27 protein-coding genes and 1 tRNA gene are annotated in these 25,442 nt (G+C 63.7%); 18 read left to right on the forward strand and 10 right to left on the reverse strand.

The window, feature by feature from the left end:
- Positions 1–78: 78 nt before the first annotated feature.
- Positions 79–495, forward strand: a complete 417-nt coding sequence (gene hisI, locus LDL32_RS04520) for a phosphoribosyl-AMP cyclohydrolase (RefSeq protein ID WP_233064780.1) — start codon at positions 79–81, stop codon at positions 493–495.
- The gene (locus LDL32_RS04525) at positions 482–739 is read left to right on the forward strand and encodes a hypothetical protein (protein WP_233064781.1); all 258 of its coding nucleotides are present in this window, start codon (positions 482–484) and stop codon (positions 737–739) included. Before hisI ends, LDL32_RS04525 begins: the two co-directional genes overlap by 14 nt.
- On the opposite strand, the gene lpxB is transcribed toward LDL32_RS04525, so the two are convergent.
- The 6 genes from lpxB to rpmI form a co-directional block, all read right to left on the reverse strand.
- Positions 714–1,934 carry a lipid-A-disaccharide synthase gene (lpxB, locus tag LDL32_RS04530; protein WP_233064782.1) on the reverse strand — a complete coding sequence of 407 codons (1,221 nt, stop codon included), beginning with the start codon at positions 1,932–1,934 and terminating at the stop codon, positions 714–716. The two genes, LDL32_RS04525 and lpxB, sit on opposite strands and share 26 nt — an antisense overlap.
- A gap of 171 nt (positions 1,935–2,105) precedes the next feature.
- Positions 2,106–3,158: a phosphate ABC transporter substrate-binding protein PstS gene (gene pstS, locus LDL32_RS04535; RefSeq protein ID WP_370636635.1), complete on the reverse strand. Its 1,053-nt coding sequence runs from the start codon at positions 3,156–3,158 to the stop codon at positions 2,106–2,108.
- Positions 3,139–5,601, reverse strand: coding sequence for a phenylalanine--tRNA ligase subunit beta (gene pheT / locus LDL32_RS04540; RefSeq protein ID WP_233064783.1), 2,463 nt, complete (start codon positions 5,599–5,601; stop codon positions 3,139–3,141). The genes pstS and pheT overlap by 20 nt, the downstream gene beginning before the upstream one ends.
- Positions 5,602–5,604: 3 nt before the next feature.
- Positions 5,605–6,675, reverse strand: a complete 1,071-nt coding sequence (gene pheS / locus LDL32_RS04545; RefSeq protein ID WP_233064784.1) for a phenylalanine--tRNA ligase subunit alpha — start codon at positions 6,673–6,675, stop codon at positions 5,605–5,607.
- Positions 6,676–6,864: 189 nt separating this feature from the next.
- Entirely contained in the window at positions 6,865–7,221 is a 357-nt protein-coding gene (gene rplT, locus LDL32_RS04550; RefSeq protein WP_233064786.1) for a 50S ribosomal protein L20, read from the reverse strand.
- A gap of 14 nt (positions 7,222–7,235) precedes the next feature.
- Positions 7,236–7,439, reverse strand: a complete 204-nt coding sequence (gene rpmI / locus LDL32_RS04555; RefSeq protein WP_007400447.1) for a 50S ribosomal protein L35 — start codon at positions 7,437–7,439, stop codon at positions 7,236–7,238.
- A gap of 224 nt (positions 7,440–7,663) precedes the next feature.
- Between rpmI and LDL32_RS04560 the strand changes: the two genes are divergently transcribed.
- The 3 genes from LDL32_RS04560 to LDL32_RS04570 all read left to right on the forward strand — a co-directional run bounded on the left by LDL32_RS04560 (position 7,664) and on the right by LDL32_RS04570 (position 10,063).
- The gene (locus LDL32_RS04560; RefSeq protein WP_233064788.1) at positions 7,664–8,392 is read left to right on the forward strand and encodes an SDR family NAD(P)-dependent oxidoreductase; all 729 of its coding nucleotides are present in this window, start codon (positions 7,664–7,666) and stop codon (positions 8,390–8,392) included.
- Between the two features lie 149 nt (positions 8,393–8,541).
- The gene (locus tag LDL32_RS04565; RefSeq protein ID WP_233064789.1) at positions 8,542–9,537 is read left to right on the forward strand and encodes an AAA family ATPase; all 996 of its coding nucleotides are present in this window, start codon (positions 8,542–8,544) and stop codon (positions 9,535–9,537) included.
- Positions 9,538–9,649: 112 nt separating this feature from the next.
- The gene (locus tag LDL32_RS04570; protein WP_233064790.1) at positions 9,650–10,063 is read left to right on the forward strand and encodes a hypothetical protein; all 414 of its coding nucleotides are present in this window, start codon (positions 9,650–9,652) and stop codon (positions 10,061–10,063) included.
- A gap of 334 nt (positions 10,064–10,397) precedes the next feature.
- On the opposite strand, the gene LDL32_RS04575 is transcribed toward LDL32_RS04570, so the two are convergent.
- Positions 10,398–10,471 (reverse strand) — tRNA-Gln (locus tag LDL32_RS04575).
- Positions 10,472–10,644: 173 nt separating this feature from the next.
- Between LDL32_RS04575 and LDL32_RS04580 the strand changes: the two genes are divergently transcribed.
- Positions 10,645–11,772, forward strand: a complete 1,128-nt coding sequence (locus tag LDL32_RS04580) for a Ppx/GppA phosphatase family protein (RefSeq protein ID WP_233064791.1) — start codon at positions 10,645–10,647, stop codon at positions 11,770–11,772.
- A 12-nt stretch (positions 11,773–11,784) separates the two neighbouring features.
- A complete protein-coding gene (locus tag LDL32_RS04585; RefSeq protein ID WP_233064792.1) occupies positions 11,785–12,549 on the forward strand; it encodes an RlmE family RNA methyltransferase in 765 nt (254 codons plus the stop codon).
- Positions 12,550–12,581: 32 nt separating this feature from the next.
- Here the strand turns inward: LDL32_RS04585 and LDL32_RS04590 are convergent, their stop codons facing one another.
- On the reverse strand, positions 12,582–13,490 hold the full coding sequence (locus LDL32_RS04590) for an ROK family protein (RefSeq protein WP_233068701.1): 909 nt from the start codon (positions 13,488–13,490) through the stop codon (positions 12,582–12,584).
- A 123-nt stretch (positions 13,491–13,613) separates the two neighbouring features.
- Here LDL32_RS04590 and LDL32_RS04595 point away from each other — a divergent pair, with 123 nt between their 5' ends.
- The 11 genes from LDL32_RS04595 to LDL32_RS04645 all read left to right on the forward strand — a co-directional run bounded on the left by LDL32_RS04595 (position 13,614) and on the right by LDL32_RS04645 (position 23,200).
- Positions 13,614–13,880 (forward strand): sulfurtransferase TusA family protein, encoded by a 267-nt coding sequence (locus tag LDL32_RS04595; RefSeq protein ID WP_233064793.1) that lies wholly within the window; start codon positions 13,614–13,616, stop codon positions 13,878–13,880.
- A 101-nt stretch (positions 13,881–13,981) separates the two neighbouring features.
- Complete coding sequence (locus LDL32_RS04600) at positions 13,982–14,212, forward strand: exodeoxyribonuclease VII small subunit (protein WP_233064794.1); 231 nt, start codon at positions 13,982–13,984, stop codon at positions 14,210–14,212.
- Positions 14,213–14,220: 8 nt separating this feature from the next.
- The gene (locus tag LDL32_RS04605; RefSeq protein WP_370636636.1) at positions 14,221–15,156 is read left to right on the forward strand and encodes a polyprenyl synthetase family protein; all 936 of its coding nucleotides are present in this window, start codon (positions 14,221–14,223) and stop codon (positions 15,154–15,156) included.
- A 5-nt stretch (positions 15,157–15,161) separates the two neighbouring features.
- The gene (gene dxs, locus LDL32_RS04610) at positions 15,162–17,153 is read left to right on the forward strand and encodes a 1-deoxy-D-xylulose-5-phosphate synthase (RefSeq protein ID WP_233064795.1); all 1,992 of its coding nucleotides are present in this window, start codon (positions 15,162–15,164) and stop codon (positions 17,151–17,153) included.
- A gap of 24 nt (positions 17,154–17,177) precedes the next feature.
- Complete coding sequence (locus LDL32_RS04615) at positions 17,178–17,921, forward strand: TlyA family RNA methyltransferase (RefSeq protein WP_233064797.1); 744 nt, start codon at positions 17,178–17,180, stop codon at positions 17,919–17,921.
- A 107-nt stretch (positions 17,922–18,028) separates the two neighbouring features.
- Positions 18,029–19,267 (forward strand): 23S rRNA (adenine(2503)-C(2))-methyltransferase RlmN, encoded by a 1,239-nt coding sequence (rlmN, locus tag LDL32_RS04620; RefSeq protein ID WP_233064799.1) that lies wholly within the window; start codon positions 18,029–18,031, stop codon positions 19,265–19,267.
- Between the two features lie 116 nt (positions 19,268–19,383).
- Positions 19,384–20,613, forward strand: a complete 1,230-nt coding sequence (locus LDL32_RS04625) for an argininosuccinate synthase (protein ID WP_007400432.1) — start codon at positions 19,384–19,386, stop codon at positions 20,611–20,613.
- A gap of 42 nt (positions 20,614–20,655) precedes the next feature.
- A complete protein-coding gene (locus tag LDL32_RS04630; RefSeq protein WP_233064800.1) occupies positions 20,656–21,153 on the forward strand; it encodes an FKBP-type peptidyl-prolyl cis-trans isomerase in 498 nt (165 codons plus the stop codon).
- Between the two features lie 76 nt (positions 21,154–21,229).
- Entirely contained in the window at positions 21,230–21,718 is a 489-nt protein-coding gene (locus LDL32_RS04635; RefSeq protein ID WP_233064802.1) for a cytochrome c, read from the forward strand.
- Positions 21,719–21,766: 48 nt separating this feature from the next.
- Positions 21,767–22,762 (forward strand): tryptophan--tRNA ligase, encoded by a 996-nt coding sequence (trpS, locus tag LDL32_RS04640; RefSeq protein WP_233064804.1) that lies wholly within the window; start codon positions 21,767–21,769, stop codon positions 22,760–22,762.
- An 18-nt stretch (positions 22,763–22,780) separates the two neighbouring features.
- The gene (locus tag LDL32_RS04645; RefSeq protein ID WP_233064806.1) at positions 22,781–23,200 is read left to right on the forward strand and encodes a secondary thiamine-phosphate synthase enzyme YjbQ; all 420 of its coding nucleotides are present in this window, start codon (positions 22,781–22,783) and stop codon (positions 23,198–23,200) included.
- Between the two features lie 15 nt (positions 23,201–23,215).
- On the opposite strand, the gene fghA is transcribed toward LDL32_RS04645, so the two are convergent.
- Together fghA and LDL32_RS04655 are read right to left on the reverse strand one after the other, a co-directional pair.
- Positions 23,216–24,085, reverse strand: coding sequence for an S-formylglutathione hydrolase (gene fghA / locus LDL32_RS04650; RefSeq protein ID WP_233064808.1), 870 nt, complete (start codon positions 24,083–24,085; stop codon positions 23,216–23,218).
- 3 nt (positions 24,086–24,088) lie between these two features.
- On the reverse strand, positions 24,089–25,204 hold the full coding sequence (locus tag LDL32_RS04655) for an S-(hydroxymethyl)glutathione dehydrogenase/class III alcohol dehydrogenase (protein WP_233064810.1): 1,116 nt from the start codon (positions 25,202–25,204) through the stop codon (positions 24,089–24,091).
- Positions 25,205–25,442 lie beyond the last annotated feature (238 nt).

Consider the following 25,442-nt stretch of genomic DNA (forward strand, 5'->3'; position numbering starts at 1 on the left):
TTTACAGATGGCTGGCCCCTCTGGTGCTGCAGGTGCGTGCCTGCCCATGGCCCGGCCCGGTTACGCAAGGTAAGACAGATGCCCTATAGACCGCCCGACCCGACGACCCGCGCCACCATTCTGGACAGGGTCAGATTCAACCCCGATGGCCTGATCACGGCCATCGCCCAGCAGCACGACACGGGCGAAGTCCTGATGCTGGCCTGGATGAACCGCGCGGCACTGGACGAGACGCTGCGCACGGGCCGTGTGTGCTACTATTCCCGCAGCCGCCAGGGCCTGTGGCGCAAGGGCGAGACATCGGGGCAGGTGCAGACGCTGGTGGATGCCCGGCTGGACTGTGATCGTGATGCCGTGCTGCTGCTGGTGGACCAGAAGGGCGTTGCCTGCCACACGGGCCGACGCAGCTGCTTCTATAATGCCCTGCGGCCCGAAGGGATCGTGGAAATAACAAAACCCGAAGTTTCGGCGGAGGCCCTTTATGGCAAAGCCTGACCGACCTGCTCCCGGCAGCAAAGAAGAACGTGACGAACAGATCGGCAAGCTGGTCTGGATCGGGATTACCGTGGTGGGCACCGTGATCATGGGCATTTTCATGCTCCGCACGGAACTGCACGCCCTGATATCGGAAAACGAGCCCCTGCCGCCCGGTGCGTCCGCCCCCGCCGTACCGGGCGATGACCAGAGTACCCCGGTCTCCCCTGCCGTGCGGGCTACGCCGAACGGGACGGGACAGTAGATTCCGCCAGAAGATCCATGATCTCGGCTGCAGCCGCACTGGCCGGGTCCGCACCCGGGCCGCGCAGCAGCGTGCGGATATGCGCAAAACCCGCGCGCTGCAGGGCACGGCTGGCGGGGTCGCGCAGCAGGCGCTCCACGGTGGCGGCCAGCAGGGCGGGCGTGCAGCGTTCCTGCAGCAGTTCGGGCACCAGCCTGTGCCCGCACAGCAGGTTGACCATGGCCACATATGGCACGCGGATCAGCCGCCGCGCGATGGCCGCCGTGAGCGGATTGACACGGTAGGTCACCGCCATGGGCACGCCTGCCATGGCCAGTTCCAGCGTGGACGTGCCTGATTTGGTCAGGGCTGCATCGGCTGCGGCAAAGGCATCGTGTTTGTCATGCACATCCGTCACGACAATGGGCCGGACCGGCCATTTTGCCACCCCCGCGCGTACGATATCGGCAATGACGGGAGAGACGGGCACAACGGGCACGATATCCGGCACGTTCCGCCGCACCACGGTCAGCATCTGTCCGAAAACCGGCAGCAGGCGCGGTGCTTCGGACCGGCGGCTGCCGGGCATGAGCACCAGAACCGGGGCATCGGCCGCGATGCCATACCGCGCGCGGAAGGCTTCGCCCGACCCCGTATCCGCGCCGGACTGAAGCACGGGATGGCCGACAAAGCGCGCTTCCAGCCCGTGGCGCGCAAAGAATTCCGGCTCGAACGGCAACAGGCACAGCATGCGCTCCCACAGGCCGGGGAATTCGCGCACCCGGTGTTCGCGCCATGCCCACACCTGCGGGGCGACATAATGGACGCGTGGAATGGAAAGTGGTGCAATCCGCCGCAGCAGGCGCAGGGTAAAACCGGGGCTGTCGATGGTAATGACCAGATCGGGCCTGTGCGCCGTGATATCCGCCACCGCCTGGTCCAGCCTGCGTGAGAGGTGACGCAGGCGTGGCAGCACTTCCATCAGCCCCATGACCGCAAGGTCACGCAGCGGAAACAGCGACCGCAGCCCCTGCCCCTGCATGCGCTCGCCCCCGATCCCGGCAAATTTCACACCGGGACAGCGCGCACGGAGTGCCGTCATGAGCCGACTGCCCAGCACATCGCCGCTGGCTTCGCCCGCCATGATCCATATGGTCGGGGTAGCAGAGGAAATATCCGGCACGGCAGGCGATGGATAGGGGGAAGTTACGGTCATGCCTGACCCGCTTATCGTGTCGGCCCCGCCAGCGCAAATACCGCGCCCTAGAATAGCAGAATTTTTTGGTGAAGGTTTTCCACAAAGCTTCGGGGCAGGCCGTTCTTTCTTTTTAAAGAGAGGCGGCCGCCAGAAACTGTCAGTCCTTCCGCCTGCTTCCCTGCCGTATGATCAGTGCGCAAGCAGGCCGCGTATGGTTGCACGGATATCATCGGGCAGCGGCACGTAATGCAGGGAAAGCGCTGCCTCTCCCCCATTGCGCATGCTCCAGTCAAAGAAGGTACGCACGGCACGGCCCTGTGCCGTCTCCGCCCGGTCCTGCGGCACCAGCACGTATGTCGCGGCCATGATCGGCCATGCCCCCGCGCCATTCCCGTCCAGCACATCAGCGGCATGGGTTGCATCCTGCGCCCAGCGCGCGGTGCTCACGGCGCGGCTGAAGCTGTCCGGGCCGGCTTCGACCATCTCTCCATGCCGGTTGCGCAGTTCGACAATCGGCATGTGATTGCCAGCGGCATAGGCATATTCAAGATAACCGATACTGCCTTCGGTATTGCGTACGGCAGCGGCAATCCCGTCATTGCCACGCGCGCCTTCCCCTACCGGCCATTCGATGGAGGTGCCGCTGCCCTGCTCCTTCGCCCAGCGGGGCGAGACACGGGCAAGGTAGGAGGTGAACACGAACGTGGTGCCAGACCCATCCGCGCGCCGCACGGGAGCAACCGGCATGGCCGGCAGCGTGACGCCGGGATTTTCGGCCGTGATGGCAGGGTCGTTCCACATCGTGATGTCACCGGCGTACAGCCGTGCCAGCAGTTCCCCCGTCAGGCGCAGGTGGCCTGCGTCAACACCGGGCAGGTTCACCACCGCCACGATCGCACCCATTACGGTGGGAAACTGGAGCAGCCCGTTCTGCGCAAGCTGGGCCGCGTTCATGGGGGCGTCGGATGCGCCAAAATCAACCGTGCGGGCCTTGACCTGGTTCTGCCCGGCGCCAGAACCGATGGTCTGGTAATTCAGGCGGATGTCGGTCGCACGCGCAGCAGCCGCCCCCCATGCGCCATAAATCGGTGCGCCGAAACTGGACCCCGCGCCGGTAATTTCGGTGGCATGGGCGGGCAGGCCTGCCCCGCCCAGCAGCACCGCCAGCCCGGCCCCGATGCCGCGGGTTGCCCACATGCTGGCGACGCGACCGGCGCGCCGTTCAGCCCCGCAGGACTGCATTGCAGCTTTTCTGCGCGGCAGCCAGCACCCGGTCACAGACAGCTTCGATTTCCGCATCGGTCAGGGTCCTGTCCACAGGCTGAAGGGTTATCTCCACACCCAGCGACTTGTGCCCCGCCGGGATCTTGTCACCTTCATAAACATCAAACAGGCTTGCGGCGACAATCAGGTTGCGCTCCGCCCCCTTTACCGCACGCAGCAGCTTTTCCACCGGAACATCCGCCGCCACCACAAAGGCGAAATCACGCTTGAGCGGCTGGAAGGCGGACAGCGCGGGCGGCGCCCTGCGCTTGCGCTTGGGTTCGGGCACGGCATCGGGATACAGCATGAACGCGCAGACCGGCACATCAATACCGCGCGTGGCCAGCAATGCGGGATGCAGCTGGCCAAAATGCCCCAGCACCAGCTTCGGCCCCTGCCGGATCACGCCGGAACGGCCGGGATGGTAGAAGGACGGGGCATCGGCGGTAATGCCCAGCCCCTCCATGGCCGCGCCGGCAATGGCAAGCCCCGCCAGCGCATCGGCCTTGACCTGCCACAGATCCACCGGCCGGGCTGGCTGCCCCGGCAGCCGGGGCGAATGGCCGCTGCGGATACCCGCGGCCACAAGCACCTGCCCATCCGGGCCAAAGGCGGGCCCGACCTCGAACAGGCCAAGATCGGGATAGCCCCGGGCCGCATTGTTCCGGACGGCCGCCAGCAGGTTGACCAGCGGCGTGGGACGCATCTGGTCCAGATCCGCCGCAATCGGGTTGAGCAGATGCAGGTCGGGCGGGGTTTCACCAAACGCGGCGGCCTGTTCCATCGCAACAAACGAGAAACCCACAGTCTCCAGCAGGCCAGCGGCCGCAAGCTGGCGGCGCAGGCTGGCAACACGGGCCTGCCGCGGGGCAAGTGCCGGCAGCGGCACGGCATTGCCCACCGGCAGCGACACGGCAGGCACGCTGTCCAGCCCGCGCAGGCGCAGCACTTCCTCGATCAGGTCCACTTCGGGGTCAAGTGCCACGGCACCCTCCACCGCCGCCTGTGCGCGTGCGGGCGGCAGGTCGGCCTGCTGGTCCAGCAGCATGGGGGTTGCGATGTCGTTGCGCCATGGGGGCACATCCACCACCACGTGGCGGGCATCACATTCTCGCACGGTAAAGCCCAGCCCCTCCAGCAGATGGACGGCCTGGTCCGGCTCTTCCACCAGTCCGCCGATCGTCTCGATCCGGGCGAATTCCAGATGTGCCTGGCGCTGCCATGCGGGTTCGGCCCCGGCAGAGACAACGCTGCCCGCTTCCCCGCCACACAGGTCAAGGATCATGCGTGTCGCGGCCTCAAGGGCCTCAGGCGGCAGGGCCTGGTCCACACCGCGCTCGAAACGCTGGCGTGCGTCGGAATGCAGGTTGTGCCGCCGCCCCGCCAGCGCAATCGCCACGGGGTCGAACAGCGCGCATTCCACGAACACGGTGGTCGTTGTATCGCTCACACCGCTTTCCGCCCCGCCCATGATTCCGGCCAGCGACTGCACGCCACGCCCGTCGGCAATCACGCAGTCATCGGGCGTCATGACATGTTCGCTGCCATCAAGTGCCGCAAAGCTCTCACCCGCGCCACGGCAGATGGTCAGTTCCCCGCCCATGATTTTGTCCGCATCGAACACATGCAGCGGGCGGCCAAGGTCGAAGGTGAAGAAATTGGTGATGTCCACCAGTGCCGAGACCGGGCGCAGGCCGATGGATTCAAGCCTGCGCTTCAGCCAGTCCGGGCTGGGGCCATTCTTCACGCCCCGGATGGCCCGGCCCAGCACCCACGGGCAGGCTTCGGGATAGGTGATGCGCCATGTGACGGGGGTGTCGAAACGGCTTTCCACAACGTCCGCCCGCCACGGCCGGAGCGTGCCCAGACCCGCCGCCGCAAGGTCACGCGCAATACCGCGCACCGCCAGCGCATCGCCCCGGTTGGGGGTAACGGCAATATCGATGATCGGATCATCCAGCCCGGCGAACAGCGGGTAGGACTGCCCCGGCGCGGTGCCTTCGGGCAGTTCGGCAATCCCGTCGGTTTCCGCGCCAATGCCCAGTTCCCGCAGCGAGCACAGCATGCCGCCACTGGTCTCGCCCCGCAGCTTGCCCGCCTTGATGGTCACGCCGCTGGCCGGAATGAAGGTGCCGGGCGGGGCAAAGATCACATGCAGCCCCGCGCGCGCATTGGGTGCGCCGCACACGACCTGCACGCGCGCGAACCCCTCCCCCGCATCGACCTGGCACACGCGCAGCCGGTCGGCATTGGGGTGCTGGGTGGCTTCAAGGATACGTGCGGTGCGGAAGGCGGCAAGAGCCGCCGCCGGGTTCTCGACCCCTTCCACCTCAAGCCCGATGGTGTTCAGGGTTGTGGTGATCTCGTCCAGTGTTGCCGTGGTGTCGAGGTGTTCACGCAGCCAGGACAGGGAGAACTTCATCGATCACAGACCTTCGTGCAGCAGGGCGGGAGACAGGGGGCTGGTGCCGTAATGGCGCAGCCAGCGGACATCGCTTTCATAGAACGAGCGCAGGTCGGGAATGCCGTGGCGCAGCATGGTCAGCCGCTCGATGCCCATGCCAAAGGCAAAACCCTGCCACTGCCGCGCATCCAGCCCGCAATTGGCCAGCACGCGGGGGTGCACCATGCCGGCACCCAGCACTTCCAGCCAGTCATCGCCCGCACCGATCTGCCCGGTCTTGCGTGACCAGCCGATGTCGATTTCCATGGACGGTTCGGTAAACGGAAAATACGAGGCCCGGAACCGCACCGGCAGGTCCGGCATCTGGAAGAACGCGCGCAGGAAGTCCGACAGGCAGCCCTTGAGGTGGCCAAGCGTGATGCCGCGGTCGATCACCAGCCCCTCGCACTGGTGGAACATGGGGGAATGGGTGGCATCATGGTCGGCGCGGTAGGTGCGGCCTGGGGCAATGATGCGGATGGGCGGCTCGTGGTCCAGCATGGTGCGGATCTGTACGCCCGATGTCTGGGTGCGCAGCACGCGCTCGGGCTGGCCCTCGGCCTCGGCTGGCAGATAGAACGTATCCTGATCCGTGCGGGCGGGATGGTGTGCAGGCGTGTTCAGCGCCGAGAAGTTGTGCCAGTCGCTCTCGATATCCGGGCCTTCTGCAATCCGGAATCCCATCGCACCGAAAATGGCGGCCATTTCCTCGATCGTGCGGGTAATGGGGTGCAGCGCGCCGTGCGTTTCCGGCGCGCAGGGCAGTGTCACGTCCACGCGTTCGGCCGCAAGCCGGGCGTTGAGTGCTGCTGTCTCGATTTCCTGCCCACGCGCCTCGATCAGGCGGGAGAGTTCATCACGCAGGCGGTTGAGTGCCGCACCCCGCGTACGCCGTTCATCGGGCGTCATGCGCCCGAGTTCCTTGAGAAGTGCCGTCAGCCTGCCCGACTTGCCCAGCGTGCCGACGCGCACCGCATCCCATTCACGCTGGTCGGTCGCGGCAGCGAGTGCCCGGACCGTCTGGTCCCTCAGGGTTTCGAGATCGTCACTCATAGCACCTCGCACAGGCTCACATCGGGCGGGCTGGCAAGGGATTACCTACCGGCGGCCAGACCCGGCACATGGAATTGTGCCCGCCACCCGCAATGGGCACGGCACGGGCATCGCATTAAAAACAAAACGGGCCGCCCGATGGGACGACCCGTTTCGTGGACCTGTCGCCACGCGGGCGTGGAACAGGGATCAGGCCAGAGCAACCTGCGCCTTCTTCACGATTTCAGCAAAGGTTGCTGCATCGTCATAAGCGATGGCGGCGAGGACCTTGCGGTCGATCTCGATGCCAGCCTTGTCCAGGCCGTTGATGAAACGGCTGTAGGTCAGGCCATGCTCACGCACCGCCGCGTTGATGCGCTGGATCCACAGTGCGCGGAATTCGCGCTTCTTGTTCCGGCGGTCGCGGTAGGCGTACTGAAGCGACTTTTCCAGACGTTCCAGCGCGATGCGGTAGTTGGTGGAGGAACGGCCCCGGAAGCCCTTGGAGAGCTCGAGAACCTTCTTGTGGCGGGCGTGGGTGGTTACGCCGCGTTTCACACGTGCCATATCTCAGGTGCTCCTTATGCCAGACCGTAGGGGGCCCACTGCTTTACAGTGCGGCCGTCCATTTCCGTCAGCACCTGCGAACCACGGTTCGTGCGCTTCATCTTCTGCGAGCGGTTGATCAGGCCGTGGCGCTTGTTGCCCGGACCTGCCAGCACCTTGCCGGTGGCGGTGATCTTGAACCGCTTCTTGACCGATGACTTGGTCTTCATCTTGGGCATTTTCTTCTCCTGAATGTCGGGTGCCCGTGTCTACGCCCCCCATGCGGGTGACGCAGCCACTCCATTGCGGCCGGGCATGCCCTACAGGCCCGGACGCGCGAACAGGCAGGCTATAGACAACCCGCACCCCGCGATCAAGCCCCTTCGCACGCAGGCGTGTGCTTTCCCGCGCCCGCATGGTGCTGTAGGGGGAAAAGACAGGCTGGAAACAGGAGATAAATACAATGACACAACGCGTGGCCTACATTACCGGCGGCAGCCGCGGCATCGGTGCCGCCATCGCGAAATCACTGGCCAAGGATGGCTACGACATCGCCATTTCCTATGCCCGCAACGAACAGGCGGCACAGAAAACGGTTGATGAGGTCCAGGCACTGGGCCGCCGGGCCATGGCCATCCGCTGCGATGGCGAAGGCAGTGGCAACCGCGCCGCCATCCAGCGCGTGGTCAGGGAAATGGGCCGGATCGACGCACTGGTGTGCAATGCAGGCATCTACCCCTATGGTGACGTGGTCGAGATGACGGACGAGCAGGTCGATGCGGTGCTGGGCCTGAATGTGCGCGCCGTCATGATCGAGACCATCGAGGCCGCGCGCCACATGACGCAGGGCGGCCGGATCATCCTGATCGGTTCGACCTTTGCCGAACGCTCCCCCTTCCCCGGCATTTCGCTGTATTCGGCGTCCAAGTCGGCGCTCAACGGCTTCGCACGCGGTGCGGCGCGTGACCTTGGCCCGCGCGGGATCACCATCAACGTGGTGCAGCCCGGCCCGATCGATACCGACATGAACCCTGCCACAGGTGCCGCCGCCGACCTGCTGCGCAGCTTCATGTGCCACAAGGAATACGGAAAGGTCAGCGATATCGCGTCCGTGGTTTCGTTCCTGGCCAGCCCGCAGGCCAGCTTCATCACCGGTTCGGCGCTGACCACCGATGGCGGTCTCGCGGCCTGAGCCACGCCGTGCGCGGGCGGCCCATGATCAGATTTCAATGGCACGGGCCGCCCGCTCATGATACACAGGCTGCATGACACAACTGAACCTGCTCATACGACCGTTCACTCCTGCCATCCAGAACGTGAACCGTATAAGAGAGGTATCAGATGTCAGACATGGACGATTTGAAAGCACTGCTGCAGGCATGTGAGACCACCATCCTCGATGACGGGGATGACGGTTCCGACCCGGCAGATGCACATGTACCATCCCCGGTGGATGAACATGTCCATATCAGCGTAATCCCTGAACATTACAGGCTGCCGGAACACAAACGCAAGAATACGCCCGATCCCTACGCGTCCGTACGCAGGCTCGAGCACCCGCTGCTGGTGCACGAACCTGGAAACGTGCGCGCCCATATCCAGACGGTCGAGCAGGCCTGCCCCCACGCCCTGAACGCCATCCAGGCCATGGCCCAGGCCGACCTGAAGCGACTGGAATGGGGTATGCGGGGCAATGCGCAGCCCGTATTGCTGGTGGGGCCGCCGGGTTCGGGCAAATCCACCGTGGCGCGGCTTTATTACCGCACACTGGGCTATGAGGTCATGACCATGAACGTGGGGGCCATGCCTGATTCCCTGGCCCTTACCGGCACACACCAGACCTTTGGTGATGCCAAGCCGTCCGTGATCGTGGAATGCCTGGCCATGACCGGCATGGCCAATCCCTGCATCATTCTTGATGAAGTGGACAAACCGCCGAAGGATGGGCGGCACGGAAGCGTGCAGGATGCCCTGCTTTCCTTCCTCGACATGCGCGAAGCACGCGAATTCCGGGATTTCTTCCTCAACGTCCCTGTCGATGTCAGCCATATCCGGTGGGTCCTGACCGCCAACGACATCTCAAAGGTTACGGAACCACTGAAATCCCGTTGCCAGATCATTCATGTGGACAGACCCGGGGCGTCCCACCTCCCCGCACTTGCCCTGAACATCCTGCGCCAGATCGAGCAGGACAGGAACCTGCGCCCGGGCTGGTTCGGGCTCGACGGTATTGAAATGGATCTGCTCAGGCAGCATTTTTCGGGCGACATGCGCACACTCCGCCGCATGGTCGAAATTGTGGTGGACCAGCAGGTCAAACGCTGCCCAACATGCTGAACCGGCCAGGGCAGATTTCCTCCCCTGCCCGGCCTTTTTTCAGGTAGCGGGCCGCGCGGCAAGAAAACCACCGCATCCGCAATGCAGGCGGCCAATTTTGAAAGCAAGAAGAATGACACTGAAGAATTTCATGATGGCAGGGATCATGGCCATCACCATCCCTGCCGTCGCGCATGCTGAAGACATGTCATGGGTAAAGCATGAACAGAACTATTCCGAAGTCCTGAAAAATCCGCATGCGAATGAACTGGATACCGGAATTAAAAAAATTACACAAAATGATTACAGCCTTGTCAATGGCCTGCTGCATGAAGAGGGCTTCAATACTTCCGTCGTCAATAACATCGCCTATATCAGAGGCTGCAAGCTTGGCATGTGCATGAATTTTGCATCCATTGCTTTTGATGGTAACGGGAATTATTGGGGATATATGGAAAATATGGATAAAAATTACAAAACATACCATAAAATCTATGGCCACCCCTCCCCTGAAGTCCTCAAGATTCTAAAGGGGCCTGAACACTGATCATTTTTATTGTTTCGATTTTCAGGAAGATCATCATTATTGATGATCTTCCTTGCCTGCCCCGAACATGACCCTCTTTCATCACCCTGATGGAAAGATCAGTTTCCTGCCACCATCTGTCACGGCCCTGAACGGGCGGGCAGCCACCGATTGCGGGCATCCTGGCCGGGCCTGCGCTCCCATTCACAGAGCAGGACAGACAGGACCCGCAGGCAAGCCGTCGGAATGACCCGAAGCCCTTTGGAGACATACAGACACGGCAACCCGCTTACGGGATGACCTGCATGGAAAGCCCGAAGGCAGACTGTTTCCATTAATGATTTTCAGGAAAAACTGGCTGGGGGACCTGGATTCGAACCAGGGCTGACCGGGTCAGAGCCGGTAGTTCTACCGCTAAACTATCCCCCAGCAAGGAGACGGCGGCGCGATGCGCTGCGGTGATCAGGCATATACCTGCCTGCCGCCGGGGGTGCAACCCCTCCCGCTGCTTTTTCGCAAACTTTCTCTTTTGTCTTGCGTTTTATGCAGAACACTCAACACAATAGGTAATACCTTGGCCGTCAACGGGTTTGGGATGAACAATGGTCCAGCACAGGCTCAGCGCATCAAGTCACCACCATGCAGCCTCGCTGCCGTTCGCGTCCGTCGCGAACCGTCGCGTGGGGCGCACGCCACTTTATGCCGCCATTGATCTCGGTACCCATAACTGCCGCCTGCTGGTCGCCCGCGCGGGTGAGCGCGGGCTGCGCGTCATCGACAGTTTCAGCCGCGCCGTACGCCTTGGCGAAGGACTGCACCATTCCGGCCAACTGGCCGAGGCCGCGATGGAACGCACCATCACCGCCCTGCGCGCCTGTGTCGCGCGCATGGGGCTGTATGAACTGCACAGCCACCGCGCCATCGCGACGGAAGCCTGCCGCAGGGCGGGCAATGGCATGGATTTCATCGCCCGCGTCATGCATGAGACAGGGCTGAACATATCGGTCATTTCCGCGCGGGAAGAAGCCGAACTGGCACTTGCCGCCTGCAATTCGCTGCTGCAGGACCGGGACAGCACCGCCGGGCGTGGCCTGCTGTTCGACATTGGCGGCGGCTCGACCGAAATCGCATGGGCACGAATCGACCGTCATGCCCGGCGCCATGACCTGTCGGGTTATGTCAGCCTGCCAATGGGCATCATGACGCTGGGCGAACGCCATGGTGCCGATATCTTTACCGATGCCGGCTACCGCGCCGCCGTGGAAGAGATTGGCAACGTGCTGCGCGGCTTTGATGACGTACATTGCATCACCCGCGAAATCGCGCGCGACAACGTCATGCTGCTGGGCACCAGCGGCACGGTCACGACACTGGCCAGCATGGCGCAGGGACAGGGGCGATATGAACGCGCGGGCATCGACGGATGCAGCCTGTCCGTACCACAGGCGCTGGGCATGATCGGCAGCCTGCGCAGGGCAGGCATGGCGGGTCTCGTGTGCAATCCCGTCATCGGGCCGGACCGCGCGCGCTACCTGCTGCCGGGCTGTGCGATATTCGAGGCGATCGTCACCACGTGGCCGATGCTCAACCTGACGGTAGCGGACAGGGGATTGCGTGACGGACTGCTTTTACGCATGATCGGGGACCGCAGGCGGCATGGCGGCTTTGCCACCCCCCCGTCGCCTTCCTTCTCCCTGCACAGTCATATGGAGCACCGGGTCAGTACCTGACCGCGTCCCGTCATGAAACAGCGTTCCACCACCCGCATACCGGGCAAGGCCCGCACCAGCAGCCTTACGCCCGGCACAGGCGACACCAGCACCGACGGACGGGCGGCCCAGACCAGCCGGACCAAGACCGTAACCGTAAAGAAGGCGCGCGGCCGCACCACCGCCCAGCATCGCTGGCTGCAGCGCCAGCTCAACGACCCCTATGTGCAGGCCGCGCAGAAACAGGGCTGGCGCTCCCGCGCGGCCTTCAAGCTGATCGAACTGGATGACCGCTTTCACCTGATCCGTCCGGGCACGCGCGTGGTTGACCTGGGGGCTGCCCCCGGTGGCTGGACACAGGTCGCGGTCAAGCGTGGCGCAGCGGAAGTGGTGGGGGTTGACCTGCTGCCTGTCGATCCGGTGCCGGGTGCAACCGTAATCGAAGGCGACTTCAATGACCCCGCCATGCCTGACCGCCTGACCGGCCTGCTGGGGGGCAAGGCGGATCTGGTCATGTCCGACATGGCGCCCAACACCACCGGCCATGCCCCCACCGATCACCTGCGCATCATCGGCCTGGCGGAACTGGCTCTGGATTTCGCAACCCGCATCCTGGCGCCCGACGGGGCATTCGTGGCCAAGGTGTTTCAGGGCGGTTCGGAAAAGCAGATGCTGGCGGATCTCAAGCGCCTGTTCACGCAGGTCCGCCATGCCAAGCCACCGGCCAGCCGCAAGGAATCAAGCGAACTGTATGTGGTGGCAACCGGCTTTCGTGGCCTGGATGCAGCGGAAGACTGATCCAGGCCGCAGTCATGCAGCCTGAAATGTGATCAGGCCACGTGATGATCATTCCACAGCCACGCCGCCCCGCGCACGCCTGAACTGTCGCCATGGCGGTTGCGCACGATGGGCGTGGTGCAGTTGGGCGTAATGACATAACGCTGCATCAGGCGGGGAACGCGTTCGTAAATCGATTCAAGGTTGGATACCCCGCCGCCCAGCACGATCACATCGGGGTCCATGAAATTGATCGCCATGGCGCAGGCGCGGGCCATGCGGTCCATGTAGCGGTCCAGTGCGCCAATGGCGGTCAGGTCGCCCGCTTCGGCTTCCTGCTCGATATGGGCGGCACTGCGATGGCCGGGCCCCTTCCAGTCCTGCGCCAGCGCCGAACCGCTCAGGAATCGTTCCATGCACCCCTCATTGCCACAGAAGCATTTGGGCATGGGGAACTCCTCCAGCCGTGGCCATGGCAGCGGAACATGCCCCCATTCACCGGCAATATGGTTATGGCCGATCAGCAGTTTCCCATCGATCACGATGCCGGCACCCATGCCGGTACCGATGATTACCCCGAACACGCTGTGGTGACCCGCACCCGCACCATCAATCGCCTCGGACAGGGCAAAACAGTTCGCATCGTTCTCGATCCGCACCTCACGGCCAAGGGCCGCCGTCATGTCACGGATCAGCGGCTGGTTGTTGAGCCATGTCGCGTTGGCGTTCTTGATCACGCCCGTATCGGGACTGATCGAACCTGGGATCCCGATTCCCACCGTTCCCGTGCCACCCAGTTCCTGATCCACGCCGTGGATCAACTCGCACATGGCCTTGATGGCAGCGGGATAGTTGCCAGGATTGGTGATGCGCCGGCGTATGCGCTCGGCCCCATCCTTGGCAAGGGCGGCTATTTCGATCTTGGTGCCGCCAAAATCAATTCCAATACGATAGGAGCCCATGCGGAGTCTTTCTTTCATCATGTTTTATCAACGGCGCGTTTTCTTTTATGGTCTTACCCGAGCGCAACATCAAACCATAGTATGCACGGGCATGGCTGCCCATATCACGGAGATACGGTTCCCATGAGCGAGATCCTGCTAGACGCCCGCGGCCTGAGCTGTCCCCTGCCCGTGCTCAGGGCCAACCGCATGCTGCGCACCCTGCCCCCCGGCGCCCGGCTGCGCGTGATCGCGACCGACCGGGCATCCGTTGCGGATTTCCAGGCCTTCTGCCGCGAGACCGGGCACGCGCTCATTGCCTTCGGGGAGGAAGGTGGCACGCTGTCCTTCGTGATCCGCCGCAAACCCGATACGGTATCAGGCTCCGGCACCACCGCGCTGCCCGCATAAGTGTCAAAACGCCACAGAACCAGTTGTACCCTTGGCAGGATGCCCCACATGGATGTAATGCCTGCGCCAGCCAAGTCATTTTCAGGAAGCGCCACGCACACATGACCCAGGACCTGAACACGCTTTCGTTCGAGGACGCACTGGCCGAACTCGAGACCATCGTGCGCCAGCTTGAGGTCGGACAGCTCAGGCTGGAGGACGCGATCACGTCCTATGAGCGTGGCGCCGCCCTGCGCCAGTACTGCCAGAAAAAGCTGGACGAGGCCGAGGCCCGCGTCCAGGCGATTGTCCAGCGTGCCGATGGCACGCTGGATGCAAAACCAATGGATTGATGCACCAGATGAGCCAAACAACAGCCCCCTCGTCCCGAACCGACAGTGCGGATCGCATGGTCCGTCTGCGTGCATCCATGTCCGCGCGCGCAACCGCGATCGAGGGCATGATCGACCGCCTGCTGCCCCGCGTCGAAGGGGGCGAGGCCCGCCTGATCGACGCCATGCGCTATGCAACCCTGGGTGGTGGCAAGCGCCTGCGCGGCTATCTGGTGGCCGAAGTGGCCAGCCTGTTCGGGGTGGCGGCGGAAGGCGCGGACCGTGTGGCCGCATCCGTCGAGATGCTGCATGCCTATTCGCTGGTGCATGATGACCTGCCCGCCATGGATGATGATGACCTGCGCCGTGGCCAGCCCTCCACCCACCGCAAGTTCGATGAGGCAACCGCCATTCTTGCCGGTGATGCGCTGCAGACCATGTCGTTCGACATCCTGGCCGGTCCGCTGACGCATGAAAGCGCGGATGTGCGCATAAACCTGGTCCGCGCACTGGCCGATGCCTCGGGTGCGGCCGGCATGGTCGGTGGCCAGATGATCGACATGGAAGGTGAAGGCCGCGCCCTGTCGCTTGAGGAAGTCGCCCGCCTGCATGCACTGAAAACCGGTTGCCTGATCCGCTATTCGGCCGAGGCCGGGGCCATCCTGGGCCAGGCCAGTGACGATGTGCGCAAGCGCATTTCCGCCTATGGCCGTGACCTGGGTGCTGCCTTCCAGATTGCCGATGACGTGCTGGACGCCACGGCAAGTGCCGAGGAACTGGGCAAGACCGCAGGCAAGGACGAAGCCGCCGGCAAGTCCACCTATGTCGCCCTGCTGGGTGTGGACGGTGCGGCGAAGGAAGCCCGCCGCGTGGCGGAACAGGCTGAATCCCATATCGACATCTTTGGTCCCGAGGCCGATCGCCTGCGCGATCTGGTGCACTACGTGGTAGAGCGCAGGAACTGATCGACATGACCGAGAGCAACACGCCTGGCAAGATTCCCACCCTCGGGCGCTACCCGCAGCTTGACCGGGTGCGCGCGCCGCATGACCTGCGCAACCTGTCGGTGGAGCAGCTGAAGCAACTGGCGGAGGAACTGCGGTCCGAGACGATCGATGCCGTGTCCACGACGGGTGGCCACCTTGGGGCGTCGCTGGGCGTGGTTGAACTGACCGTGGCGCTGCATGCCGTGTTCGACACACCCGATGACCGGGTGATCTGGGATGTGGGCCACCAGGCCTATCCGCACAAGATCCTGACCGGGCGGCGCGAGCGCATCCGCACCCTGCGCCAGCCGGGCGGGCTGTCGGGCTTCACGCGGCGCAGCGAGAGCGAATACGACCCGTTTGGCGCGGCGCATTCGTCCACCTCCATTTCCGCGGGCCTGGGCATGGCCGTGGCCCATCACCTGCGCGCGGAGGAGGACCCCTCCTACCGCGAGCGCAACGTGATCGCGGTGATCGGCGATGGCTCGATCTCGGCGGGCATGGCCTATGAGGCGATGAACAACGCCTCGCATTGCGGCCCCGGCGCCGAGCGCCTGATCGTGGTGCTCAACGACAACGAGATGTCCATCGCGCCCCCGGTCGGCGCGATGTCGAACTACCTGTCGCGGCTGATGTCCTCGCGCAAGTTCCTCTCCTTACGCGAACTCGCCGCCAAGATGGCCAAGCGCCTGCCCGGCCGGCTGGAACGCACGGCAAAGAAGGCGGATGAATACGCGCGCGGCATCATGACCGGCGGCACGCTGTTCGAAGAGCTGGGCTTCTATTATGTCGGCCCGGTGGACGGGCATGACATGAACCAGCTGGTTCACATCCTGCGCAACCTGCGCGATGCCGAGGATGTCGGCCCCGTGCTGCTGCACGTGATTACCGAGAAGGGCCATGGCTACAGGCCGGCCGAATCGGCGGGCGACAAGTACCACGCGGTCTCGAAGTTCAACGTGGTGACCGGCGAGCAGAAGAAGGGCCCGTCCGGCCCGCCCAGCTACACCTCGGTCTTTGCCGGCGAACTGGTGCGCCAGGCCGCAACCGACGAGAAGATCGTCACGATCACCGCCGCCATGCCGTCCGGCACGGGGCTGGACAAGTTCGCCAAACTCTACCCTGACCGCTTTTTCGACGTGGGCATTGCCGAACAGCATGCCGTGACATTCGCCGCCGGCATGGCGACGGAGGGGCTGCGCCCGTTCTGCGCCATCTATTCCTCCTTCCTGCAGCGCGCCTATGACCAGGTGATGCATGACGTGGTGCTGCAGAAGCTGCCGGTGCGCTTCGCCATCGACCGCGCGGGGCTGGTGGGCGCCGATGGCGCAACCCATGCCGGTTCGTTCGATATCGCCTATCTGGGCTGCCTGCCCGGCATCACGCTGATGGCGCCAAGCACCGAGGTGGAACTCAAGCACATGACGGCCACCGCCATCGCGTTTGACGAAGGCCCGATCGGCCTGCGTTACCCGCGCGGCGCGGGTCTGGGGCTGGACCTGCCGGCGGCGGGCGAGGTGCTGGAGATCGGGCGCGGGCGAATCGTGCGCGAGATGACACGCCAGACCGGGCCGGAACAGGGAGGCATCGCCATCCTCTCGCTCGGGCCGAGGCTGGCCGAGGCGCTGAAGGCGGCCGACATGCTGGCAGCGCACGGCCTGTCCCCCACCGTGGCCGATGCCCGCTTCGCCAAGCCGATCGACACGGCGCTGGTCGAGCAGCTGGCGCGCAACCACGCCGTGCTGATCACCATCGAGGAAGGATCGGTTGGCGGGTTTGCCAGCTTTGTCATGACACATCTGGCAAAGACCGGTTTGCTGGACCGCGTGCGCTTCCGCCCCATGACGCTGCCCGACCGCTTCATCGATCATAACACGCAGGACGCACAGTATATCGAGGCAGGGCTGGATGCGGCATCGATCGTGAAGACCGCCCTGTCCGCCCTTGGCCTGCCGCAGTCGCGGCAGATGGCCTGAGCGCATCCGGGGCCGGTAGCGTCCATGGCAAAACGTCGCGTTGACCAGATGCTGGTGGACCGGGGGCTGGTGGAGACCCGCACCCGGGCGCAGGCGCTCATCATGGCGGGACTGGTCCACACACCTGACCGGCGCATAGCAAAGGCAGGCGAGCAGATACCGGAGGACACGCCCCTGACACTCAAGGGGCAGGACCATCCATGGGTCTCACGCGGGGGGATCAAGCTGGCGCATGGGCTGGAGCATTTCGGACTCTCGCCCTCGGGCCTGACCTGCCTTGATGTCGGGGCCTCCACCGGTGGCTTTACCGACGTGTTACTGCACGAAGGGGCGGCGAAGGTCTATGCGGTGGATGTGGGTCACGGCCAACTGGCCTGGAAGCTCCGCCGCAACACCGAGCAGGTGGTCGTGCTGGAAAAATGCAATGCCCGCGCGCTGGACACCACAATCATTCCCGACCCGATCGGCGCGCTGGTATGTGACGCCAGCTTCATCGGCCTGCGCACCGTCCTGCCTGCGGGGCTGGACCTGTGCGCACCGGGCGCATGGGCCATTGCGCTGATCAAGCCACAGTTCGAAGCCGGGCGTGAGGCCGTGGGGGCAAAAGGCGTCGTGCGTGACCCGGCCGTGCATGAGGCCGTATGCGAAATGATCCGCCAGTGGTGGTCGGACCTGCCCGGATGGACCGTGCTGGGCATCGACCCCAGCCCCATTACCGGGCCGGAAGGCAACCGGGAATTCCTGATTGCCGCCCGCAAGGACGGGTGATCGGCGGTCGCATCTGCCGGCTGCACTGTGATACACAGGCACGATGGAGCGGCAGGCACAACGCCCTCCCCCTTTTGAATGACATGTAGAACATAGGCAGCACCGGTATGTCCTCCGCAGTCCCCACCCCTTCCCGCTCACGTGACGGGACGGCGGCCTCCCTCCTTAATGATGAGGAACGCGCGCGCATCCGTGCCAAATCGGCCCAGTTCGCCCCGCCCACGGCGGCCATGCCTGATGGCAGGCGCGATCTGGTGGGCCTGTCGCGTGAAGAACTGACGGACATCATGGTCGAGATTGGCGAAAAGCCATTCCGCACCAAGCAGCTGTGGCACTGGATCTACGATCAGGGCGCCACCGATTTCTCGCGCATGAGTTCCATCGCGCGCCCGTTGCAGGAAAAGCTGGCCGAACGTTTTGTCGTCGGACGTCCCGGCGTGGTGACCGAACAGACATCGCAGGATTCCACGCGCAAATTCCTGTTCCGCTTCCGCGATGGGCAGGAAGCCGAGACCGTCTACATTCCCGACCGGCAGGAAGACCGCGGGGCCGTGTGCATTTCCTCGCAGGTGGGCTGCACGCTGTCATGCACGTTCTGCCACACCGGCACGCAGGCGCTGGTGCGCAACCTGGGCGCTGCCGAGATCGTGGGCCAGTTCATGGCTGCGCGCGACAGCTATGGCGAATGGCCCAGCCCCAAGGGTGATACCCCGCGCCTGCTGTCCACCATCGTGCTGATGGGTATGGGTGAGCCGCTGTACAATTACGACAACGTAGCCAAGGCCATGCGCATCATCATGGATGGCGAGGGCATTGGCCTGTCGCGCCGGCGCATCACGCTTTCCACATCCGGCGTGGTGCCGATGATGGACCAGTGCGGGGCGGAACTGGGCATCAACCTGGCCGTGTCGCTGCATGCGGTGCGCGATGACCTGCGTGACGAGATCGTGCCGCTCAACCGCAAATACCCGATCAGGGAGGTAATTGCCGCCTGCCGTCGCTACCCGGCCGCCAGCAATGCCCGCCGCATAACGTTCGAATACATCATGCTGCGCGGCATCAATGACAGCGAGGCCGACGCACGCGAACTGGTGCGCCTGATCTCGGGCATACCGGCCAAGGTCAACCTGATCCCGTTCAACCCGTGGCCGGGCAGCAGCTACCGCCCCTCCACACGTGAACAGCTGGATCGGTTTGCGAACATCGTGATGGATGCGGGCTTTGCTTCCCCCATCCGCATGCCACGCGGGCGCGACATCCTGGCCGCGTGCGGGCAGCTGCGCACCGAAAGCCAGCGCCTGCGCCGCGCAGCCCGCCCCGATGACGGGACCGATGCCGCGCAATGACCTAAAAATCCGCCCATCACTTCTGGTCGCCCGCGCTGTGGGATGCTAGGAGGACAGGCCGCCGGTTGACCCGGCAAAGTCGTGTTGAAAGTTTTGTGGACAGGAGCGTTCTCCCCATGGCCGCCAGGGATGTCAAAAAGGTCGTTCTCGCCTATTCGGGCGGTCTTGATACTTCCGTGATTCTGCGCTGGTTGCAGACCACCTATAATTGCGAGGTCGTGACCTTTACGGCAGACCTGGGCCAGGGCGAGGAACTCGAACCCGCCCGCCGCAAGGCCGAGATGTTCGGCGTGAAGGAAATCTTTGTCGAGGACCTGCGCGAGACCTTCGTCAAGGACTTCGTCTTCCCCATGTTCCGCGCCAACGCGCTGTACGAGGGGCAGTACCTGCTGGGCACCTCCATCGCCCGCCCCCTGATCGCCCAGCGCCAGATCGAGATTGCCGAGCAGGTCGGCGCCGATGCCGTGGCCCATGGCGCCACCGGCAAGGGTAACGACCAGGTCCGTTTCGAACTGGCCTATTACGCGCTCAAGCCCGACATCACCGTGATCGCGCCGTGGCGTGAATGGGACCTGACATCGCGCACCCGCCTGCTGGCCTTTGCCGAGGAACACCAGATCCCCATCGCAAAGGACAAGCGTGGGGAGGCACCGTTCTCGGTCGATGCGAACCTGCTGCACTCCTCCTCCGAAGGCAAGCTGCTGGAAGACCCGGCGGTCGGGCCGGAGGAAATCGTGTTCCAGCGCACCATCTCCCCCGAAGCGGCACCGGACAAGGCCACCGAAATCACCATCGATTTCGTATCGGGTGACCCGGTTGCGATCAATGGCGTGGCCATGTCGCCCGCAACGCTGCTCACGCGCCTGAACGAACTGGGCCGCGACAACGGCATCGGCCGGCTTGACCTGGTGGAAAACCGCTTCGTGGGCATGAAGTCACGCGGCATTTACGAGACACCGGGCGGCACGATCCTGCTGACCGCGCACCGCAGCATCGAAAGCATCACCCTTGACCGCGAGGCCATGCACCTCAAGGACAGCCTGATGCCGCGCTATGCCGAGATCATCTATAACGGGCTGTGGTTCTCCCCCGAGCGCCGCATGCTGCAGGCCCTGATCGACCAGAGTCAGCATTCGGTGACCGGCCGCGTGCGGCTGAAACTGTACAAGGGCAACGTGATCTGCGTGGGCCGCGAAAGCCCCAACAGCCTGTATGACACCCGCGTCGTCACCTTCGAGGATGACGAAGGCGCCTACAACCAGGCCGATGCGCAGGGCTTCATCAACCTGAACGCGCTGCGCCTGCGGCTGGGGGCCAAGATCGGCCGGCGCGGCGGCGCGCTCTGATCGCCTGCCCTTCATGCTTTTCCAACAATCAGCCGAGGTGTCATGAAACGCTTTTCCCGTATCATTCCCCTTCTTGTCGCAACCACGGTCGCCGTGCCGCTTGCGGCATGCGGTGGCGGAAAGCAGGATGACCAGCCGGAACTGACCCCGGCCCAGTTCATGGACAACGTGCGCAAGCAGCCCGGTGTCCAGACCCTGCCCGACGGACTGGCCTACAAGGTGCTGAAATCCGGGCCGAAGGATGGCGCGCAGCCCACCGTCAACGACAGCGTGATGGTGATCTATGAAGGCCGTCTGCCCGATGGCGGCATTTTTGACAGTTCCGAGCAGCACGGCCACGGCGCATATATGCAGATGCCACTGGAAATGGTGATCAAGGGCTGGCAGGAAGCGGTGCCCATGATGCATGTGGGCGATACATGGATGCTGTATGTCCCGCCCGAACTGGGCTACGGGCATAAATCCATGGGGATCATCCAGCCGGACAGCCCGCTCATCTTCAAGATACAGCTCCTGGGTGTTTCCCCCAGCGGCCATTAGGACCTGGAAAAAGCCATTCATCTGCCGGGTGAATGGCTTTTTTACCATTAAGGCAGACGGGAAACGAAAAACGGACATGAAGATTGTGACCGGGCGCATGGTATCTGCGCTGCGCCTTGCCGGCATGGCCAGCGCCATGGTCCTGCTGGCCGCCTGCTCGCGCTACGGGCAGCATGGCTATGCACGCTACCGCACCAATTGCGGCATCTGCCACCATGGCGGTGAAGGCCTGAAGGGCGAGATCCCGCCCATATCGGGCCGGGTTGACAGGATTGCGGCAACGCCCGAAGGCAAGCAGTACCTGATGCATGTGCTGCTGAACGGGTTGAATGGCCCGTTGGAAATTGATGGCGTGCACTACAACTTCTCCATGCCACCTTTCCGCACCCATCTGTCGGATGAGGAAATTGCCTCCATCCTGAGCTATCTGGCCACGCGGGGTGATACGCAGCCTGTCCCGGTATTTACCGCCGGAGATGTCGCGGCCGAACGCGCCCACCCCATGACCACCTCCATGGTGGCGGAAGAACGTCGCCGCCTTGATGCGGTTCATCCCCTGCCCTGACAACCCGGCATCTTGACCCGCCGGGGCAAAAAAACGGACAATATTTCCATGCAACGCCTGTTTTCCGGCATTCAGCCGACCGGTATCCCGCAGCTTGGCAATTACCTGGGCGCGATACGCAACTGGGTTGCGCTGCAGCGCGACCATGACTGCATTTTCTGCCTGGTGGACATGCACGCCATCACCACATGGCAGGAACCCGCCACTCTGCGCCAGCAGACCCTGGCGCAGGCCGCCGTCCTGCTGGCATCGGGCATTGATGTCGAACGGCATATCCTGTTCAACCAGTCCGCCGTCAGCGCCCATGCGCGGCTGGGATGGATCTTCAACTGTGTCGCCCGCATCGGCTGGCTCAACCGCATGACCCAGTTCAAGGACAAGGCGGGCAAGGACCGCGAGAAGCATTCCGCCGGGCTGTATGTCTATCCCGACCTGATGGCGGCCGATATCCTGGCGTACAGGGCTACTGTCGTGCCGGTGGGCGATGACCAGAAGCAGCATCTGGAACTGACCAACGACATTGCCCAGAAATTCAACCATGATTACGGGACGGACTTTTTCCCGCAGGTCGAGGCTCTTATTCCGCCTCAGGGCGCGCGCGTCATGAGCCTGCGCGATGGCAGCAAGAAGATGTCCAAATCCGATCCCTCCGCCCAGAGCCGGATCGAGATGACGGATGATGCCGATACCATTGCCAGCAAGATCCGCCGCGCCAAGACCGATTCCGAACCCCTGCCCTCCGAGGAGGCAGGGCTTGAAAACCGGCCCGAGGCCCGCAATCTGGTAACCATATACGCCACGTTGTCAGGCCGGACGGTACCGGACGTGCTGGCGGAGTTTGGCGGGCAGGGTTTCGGTCCATTCAAGACGGCACTGACGGATGTACTGGTGGGCGCCGTCGCCCCTATTGCATCAGAGACCGGTCGTCTGCTGCGCGAACCCGACTTCCTGCGCGAGACACTGCGCGCGGGCGCAGCGCGGGCTCGCACCATTGCCGAACCCATCGTATCGGAAGCGGAATCCCTGATCGGTTTCCTGAAATAACCACGAAAGGACAAGCCCATGCGCCAGGAACTGCACAGCCTTCATGTCAGTACCCGGGGCAAGGGGCTGGTTCCGATTGACCGGCCGGTACTGGACTGGGTGGGGCAGAGCGGCATTGAAACCGGCCTGCTCACCCTGTGGTGCCGTCATACCTCGGCCTCACTGACCGTGCAGGAAAATGCTGACCCGACGGTACGGGCGGATATAGAACGCTATTTTGAAACCCTGGTGCCCGAACAGCCCGGTCGCTACATTCATGAAGATGAAGGCCCGGATGACATGCCCGCCCACCTGCGCAGCATGCTTACCAATACCCAGCTATCCATTCCGGTGGCGGATGGCCGCCCGGTGCTGGGCATGTGGCAGGGGCTTTACCTGTTCGAGCATCGTAGCCGCCCCCACCGGCGTGAGATCGTACTGCACCTGATTGGTGCATGATCCCACGCCCGCACGTCACATCGCGTTGAGGATGGTGGCGTGGTGGTCGATATGATCCGCAATGAACGACTGGATGAACCAGTAGGAATGATCATATCCCGCATGCAGCCGCAGCTTTAGTGGCTGGCCAACCTGCGCCGCCGCTTTGCGCAGCAGTTCGGGCTTGAGCTGGTTATGCAGGAACTGATCGGATTCCCCCTGGTCAACCAGGATTTCCGTCGGGTGGGTATGCCCGGCTTCAAGCAGCAGCGTCGCGTCATGCCGTGCCCATGTGGCGCGATCGGGACCAAGATAGGTGGAGAACGCCTTCTCCCCCCATGGCACGACGGCCGGGTGGCAGATGGGTGCGAACGCCGAGACCGATTTCCATGCCTTCGGGTCCCGCAACGCATGGACCAGGGCCCCGTGGCCACCCATGGAATGACCCATTATGCCGCGCCGCGCGCCATCGAGCGCGAACAGGGCCTGCGTCAGTTCCGGCAGTTCCTGACTGACATAGGTGCCCATGCGGTAATGCGCCTGCCATGCCGGGGTCGTGGCATCAAGGTAGAAGCCCGCACCCGTGCCCAGGTCGTAGGATTCGTCCTCGCCCGCAACACCCGCGCCGCGCGGCGAGGTATCGGGAGCAACCAGTGCAAGCCCGTGGCGTGCGGCAAACCGCACGGCATTGGACTTGATCAGGAAGGTTTCGTCCGTGCAGGTCAGCCCCGCCAGTACGTACACCACCGGCACGCGCGCGCCCGCCAGTGCCTGTTCGGGCAGGAACACGCCAAAACGTGCTTCCAGCCCGAGGCTGTCGGACGGATGGCTGTAAAAGCCAACCCGCCCGCCGCAGCTTGCATGTTCCTCAATGGTCTTGATCGTGGGTTTGGGAGCTGCCGTCATGGATCAGAACTCGACCACGGTGCGGATGCTCTCGCCCTTTGCCATCATGTCGAAGCCTTCGTTGATGCGCTCGAGCGGCAGCTTATGGGTGATGAGGCTGTTGATGTCGATGCGGTTTTCCATGAACCAGTCCACGATGCGCGGCACGTCCGTGCGCCCGCGCGCGCCACCGAAGGCCGAACCGATCCAGCGCCGCCCGGTGACAAGCTGGAACGGCCGCGTGCTGATTTCCTGACCCGCCCCGGCCACGCCGATCACGGTGGACACGCCCCAGCCACGATGCGCGCATTCCAGCGCCTGGCGCATGAGCGTGGGGTTGCCCACGCATTCGAACGAATAGTCGACGCCGCCGCCGGTCATTTCCACCAGATGGCCGACCAGGTCGCCATTGGGGCCAAGGTCCTTCGGGTTGACGAAATCGGTCATGCCGAACTTGCGGGCAATCGCCTCACGCCCGGGGTTGATGTCCACGCCGATGATCCGGTCGGCGCCAACCATCTTCGCCCCCTGGATGACATTCAGCCCGATGCCGCCCAGACCGAACACGGCCACCGTGCTGCCTGCCTCCACCTTTGCGCTGAACAGCACGGCGCCGATGCCGGTGGTCACGCCGCAGCCGATGTAGAACACCTTGTCAAACGGTGCGTCGGGACGGATCTTCGCCAGCGCGATCTCGGGCAGGACCGTGTAGTTGGCAAACGTGGAGCAGCCCATGTAGTGATGGATCGGCTGCCCCTTGAACGAAAAGCGCGACGTGCCATCGGGCATGAGCCCCTTGCCCTGCGTGGAACGGATGGCCGTGCACAGGTTGGTCTTGCGCGACAGGCAGGACTTGCACTCCCGGCATTCGGGCGTATAGAGCGGGATCACATGGTCACCGGGCTTCAGGTGCTTCACACCCGGGCCCACTTCCACGACCACGCCCGCGCCCTCATGGCCCAGGATGGCGGGGAAAAGCCCCTCAGGGTCGGCGCCGGACAGGGTGAACTTGTCCGTATGGCACAGGCCGGTGGCCTTGATCTCGACCAGTACTTCACCCTCGCGCGGGCCTTCAAGCTGTACCGTCTCGATTTCAAGCGGTTTGCCTGCTTCAAAGGCAACGGCTGCCCTTACATCCATGATCCGTCTTTCCTTGCATGCGTTGCGGGCGTTCAGGCCCGTAGCTGATCCGGAACGATTAAGGGCATCATGGGCATGACGTCAATGTTGCATGCGCTGTTTCCCTGCAATGCCGTTTCGATAACAAATGATGCCACATGTCATTGACCGGTACCGCAGGCGCGCCGGGCTGTGTTAAGCGGGGGGATGGGAAGAGGGTCACAAAAGCCGTCTTCCGTTCTGCCACCATGCCGGAAAG

The organism is Komagataeibacter sp. FNDCF1 (genome assembly GCF_021295335.1).
Classification (GTDB): Bacteria; Pseudomonadota; Alphaproteobacteria; order Acetobacterales; family Acetobacteraceae; genus Komagataeibacter.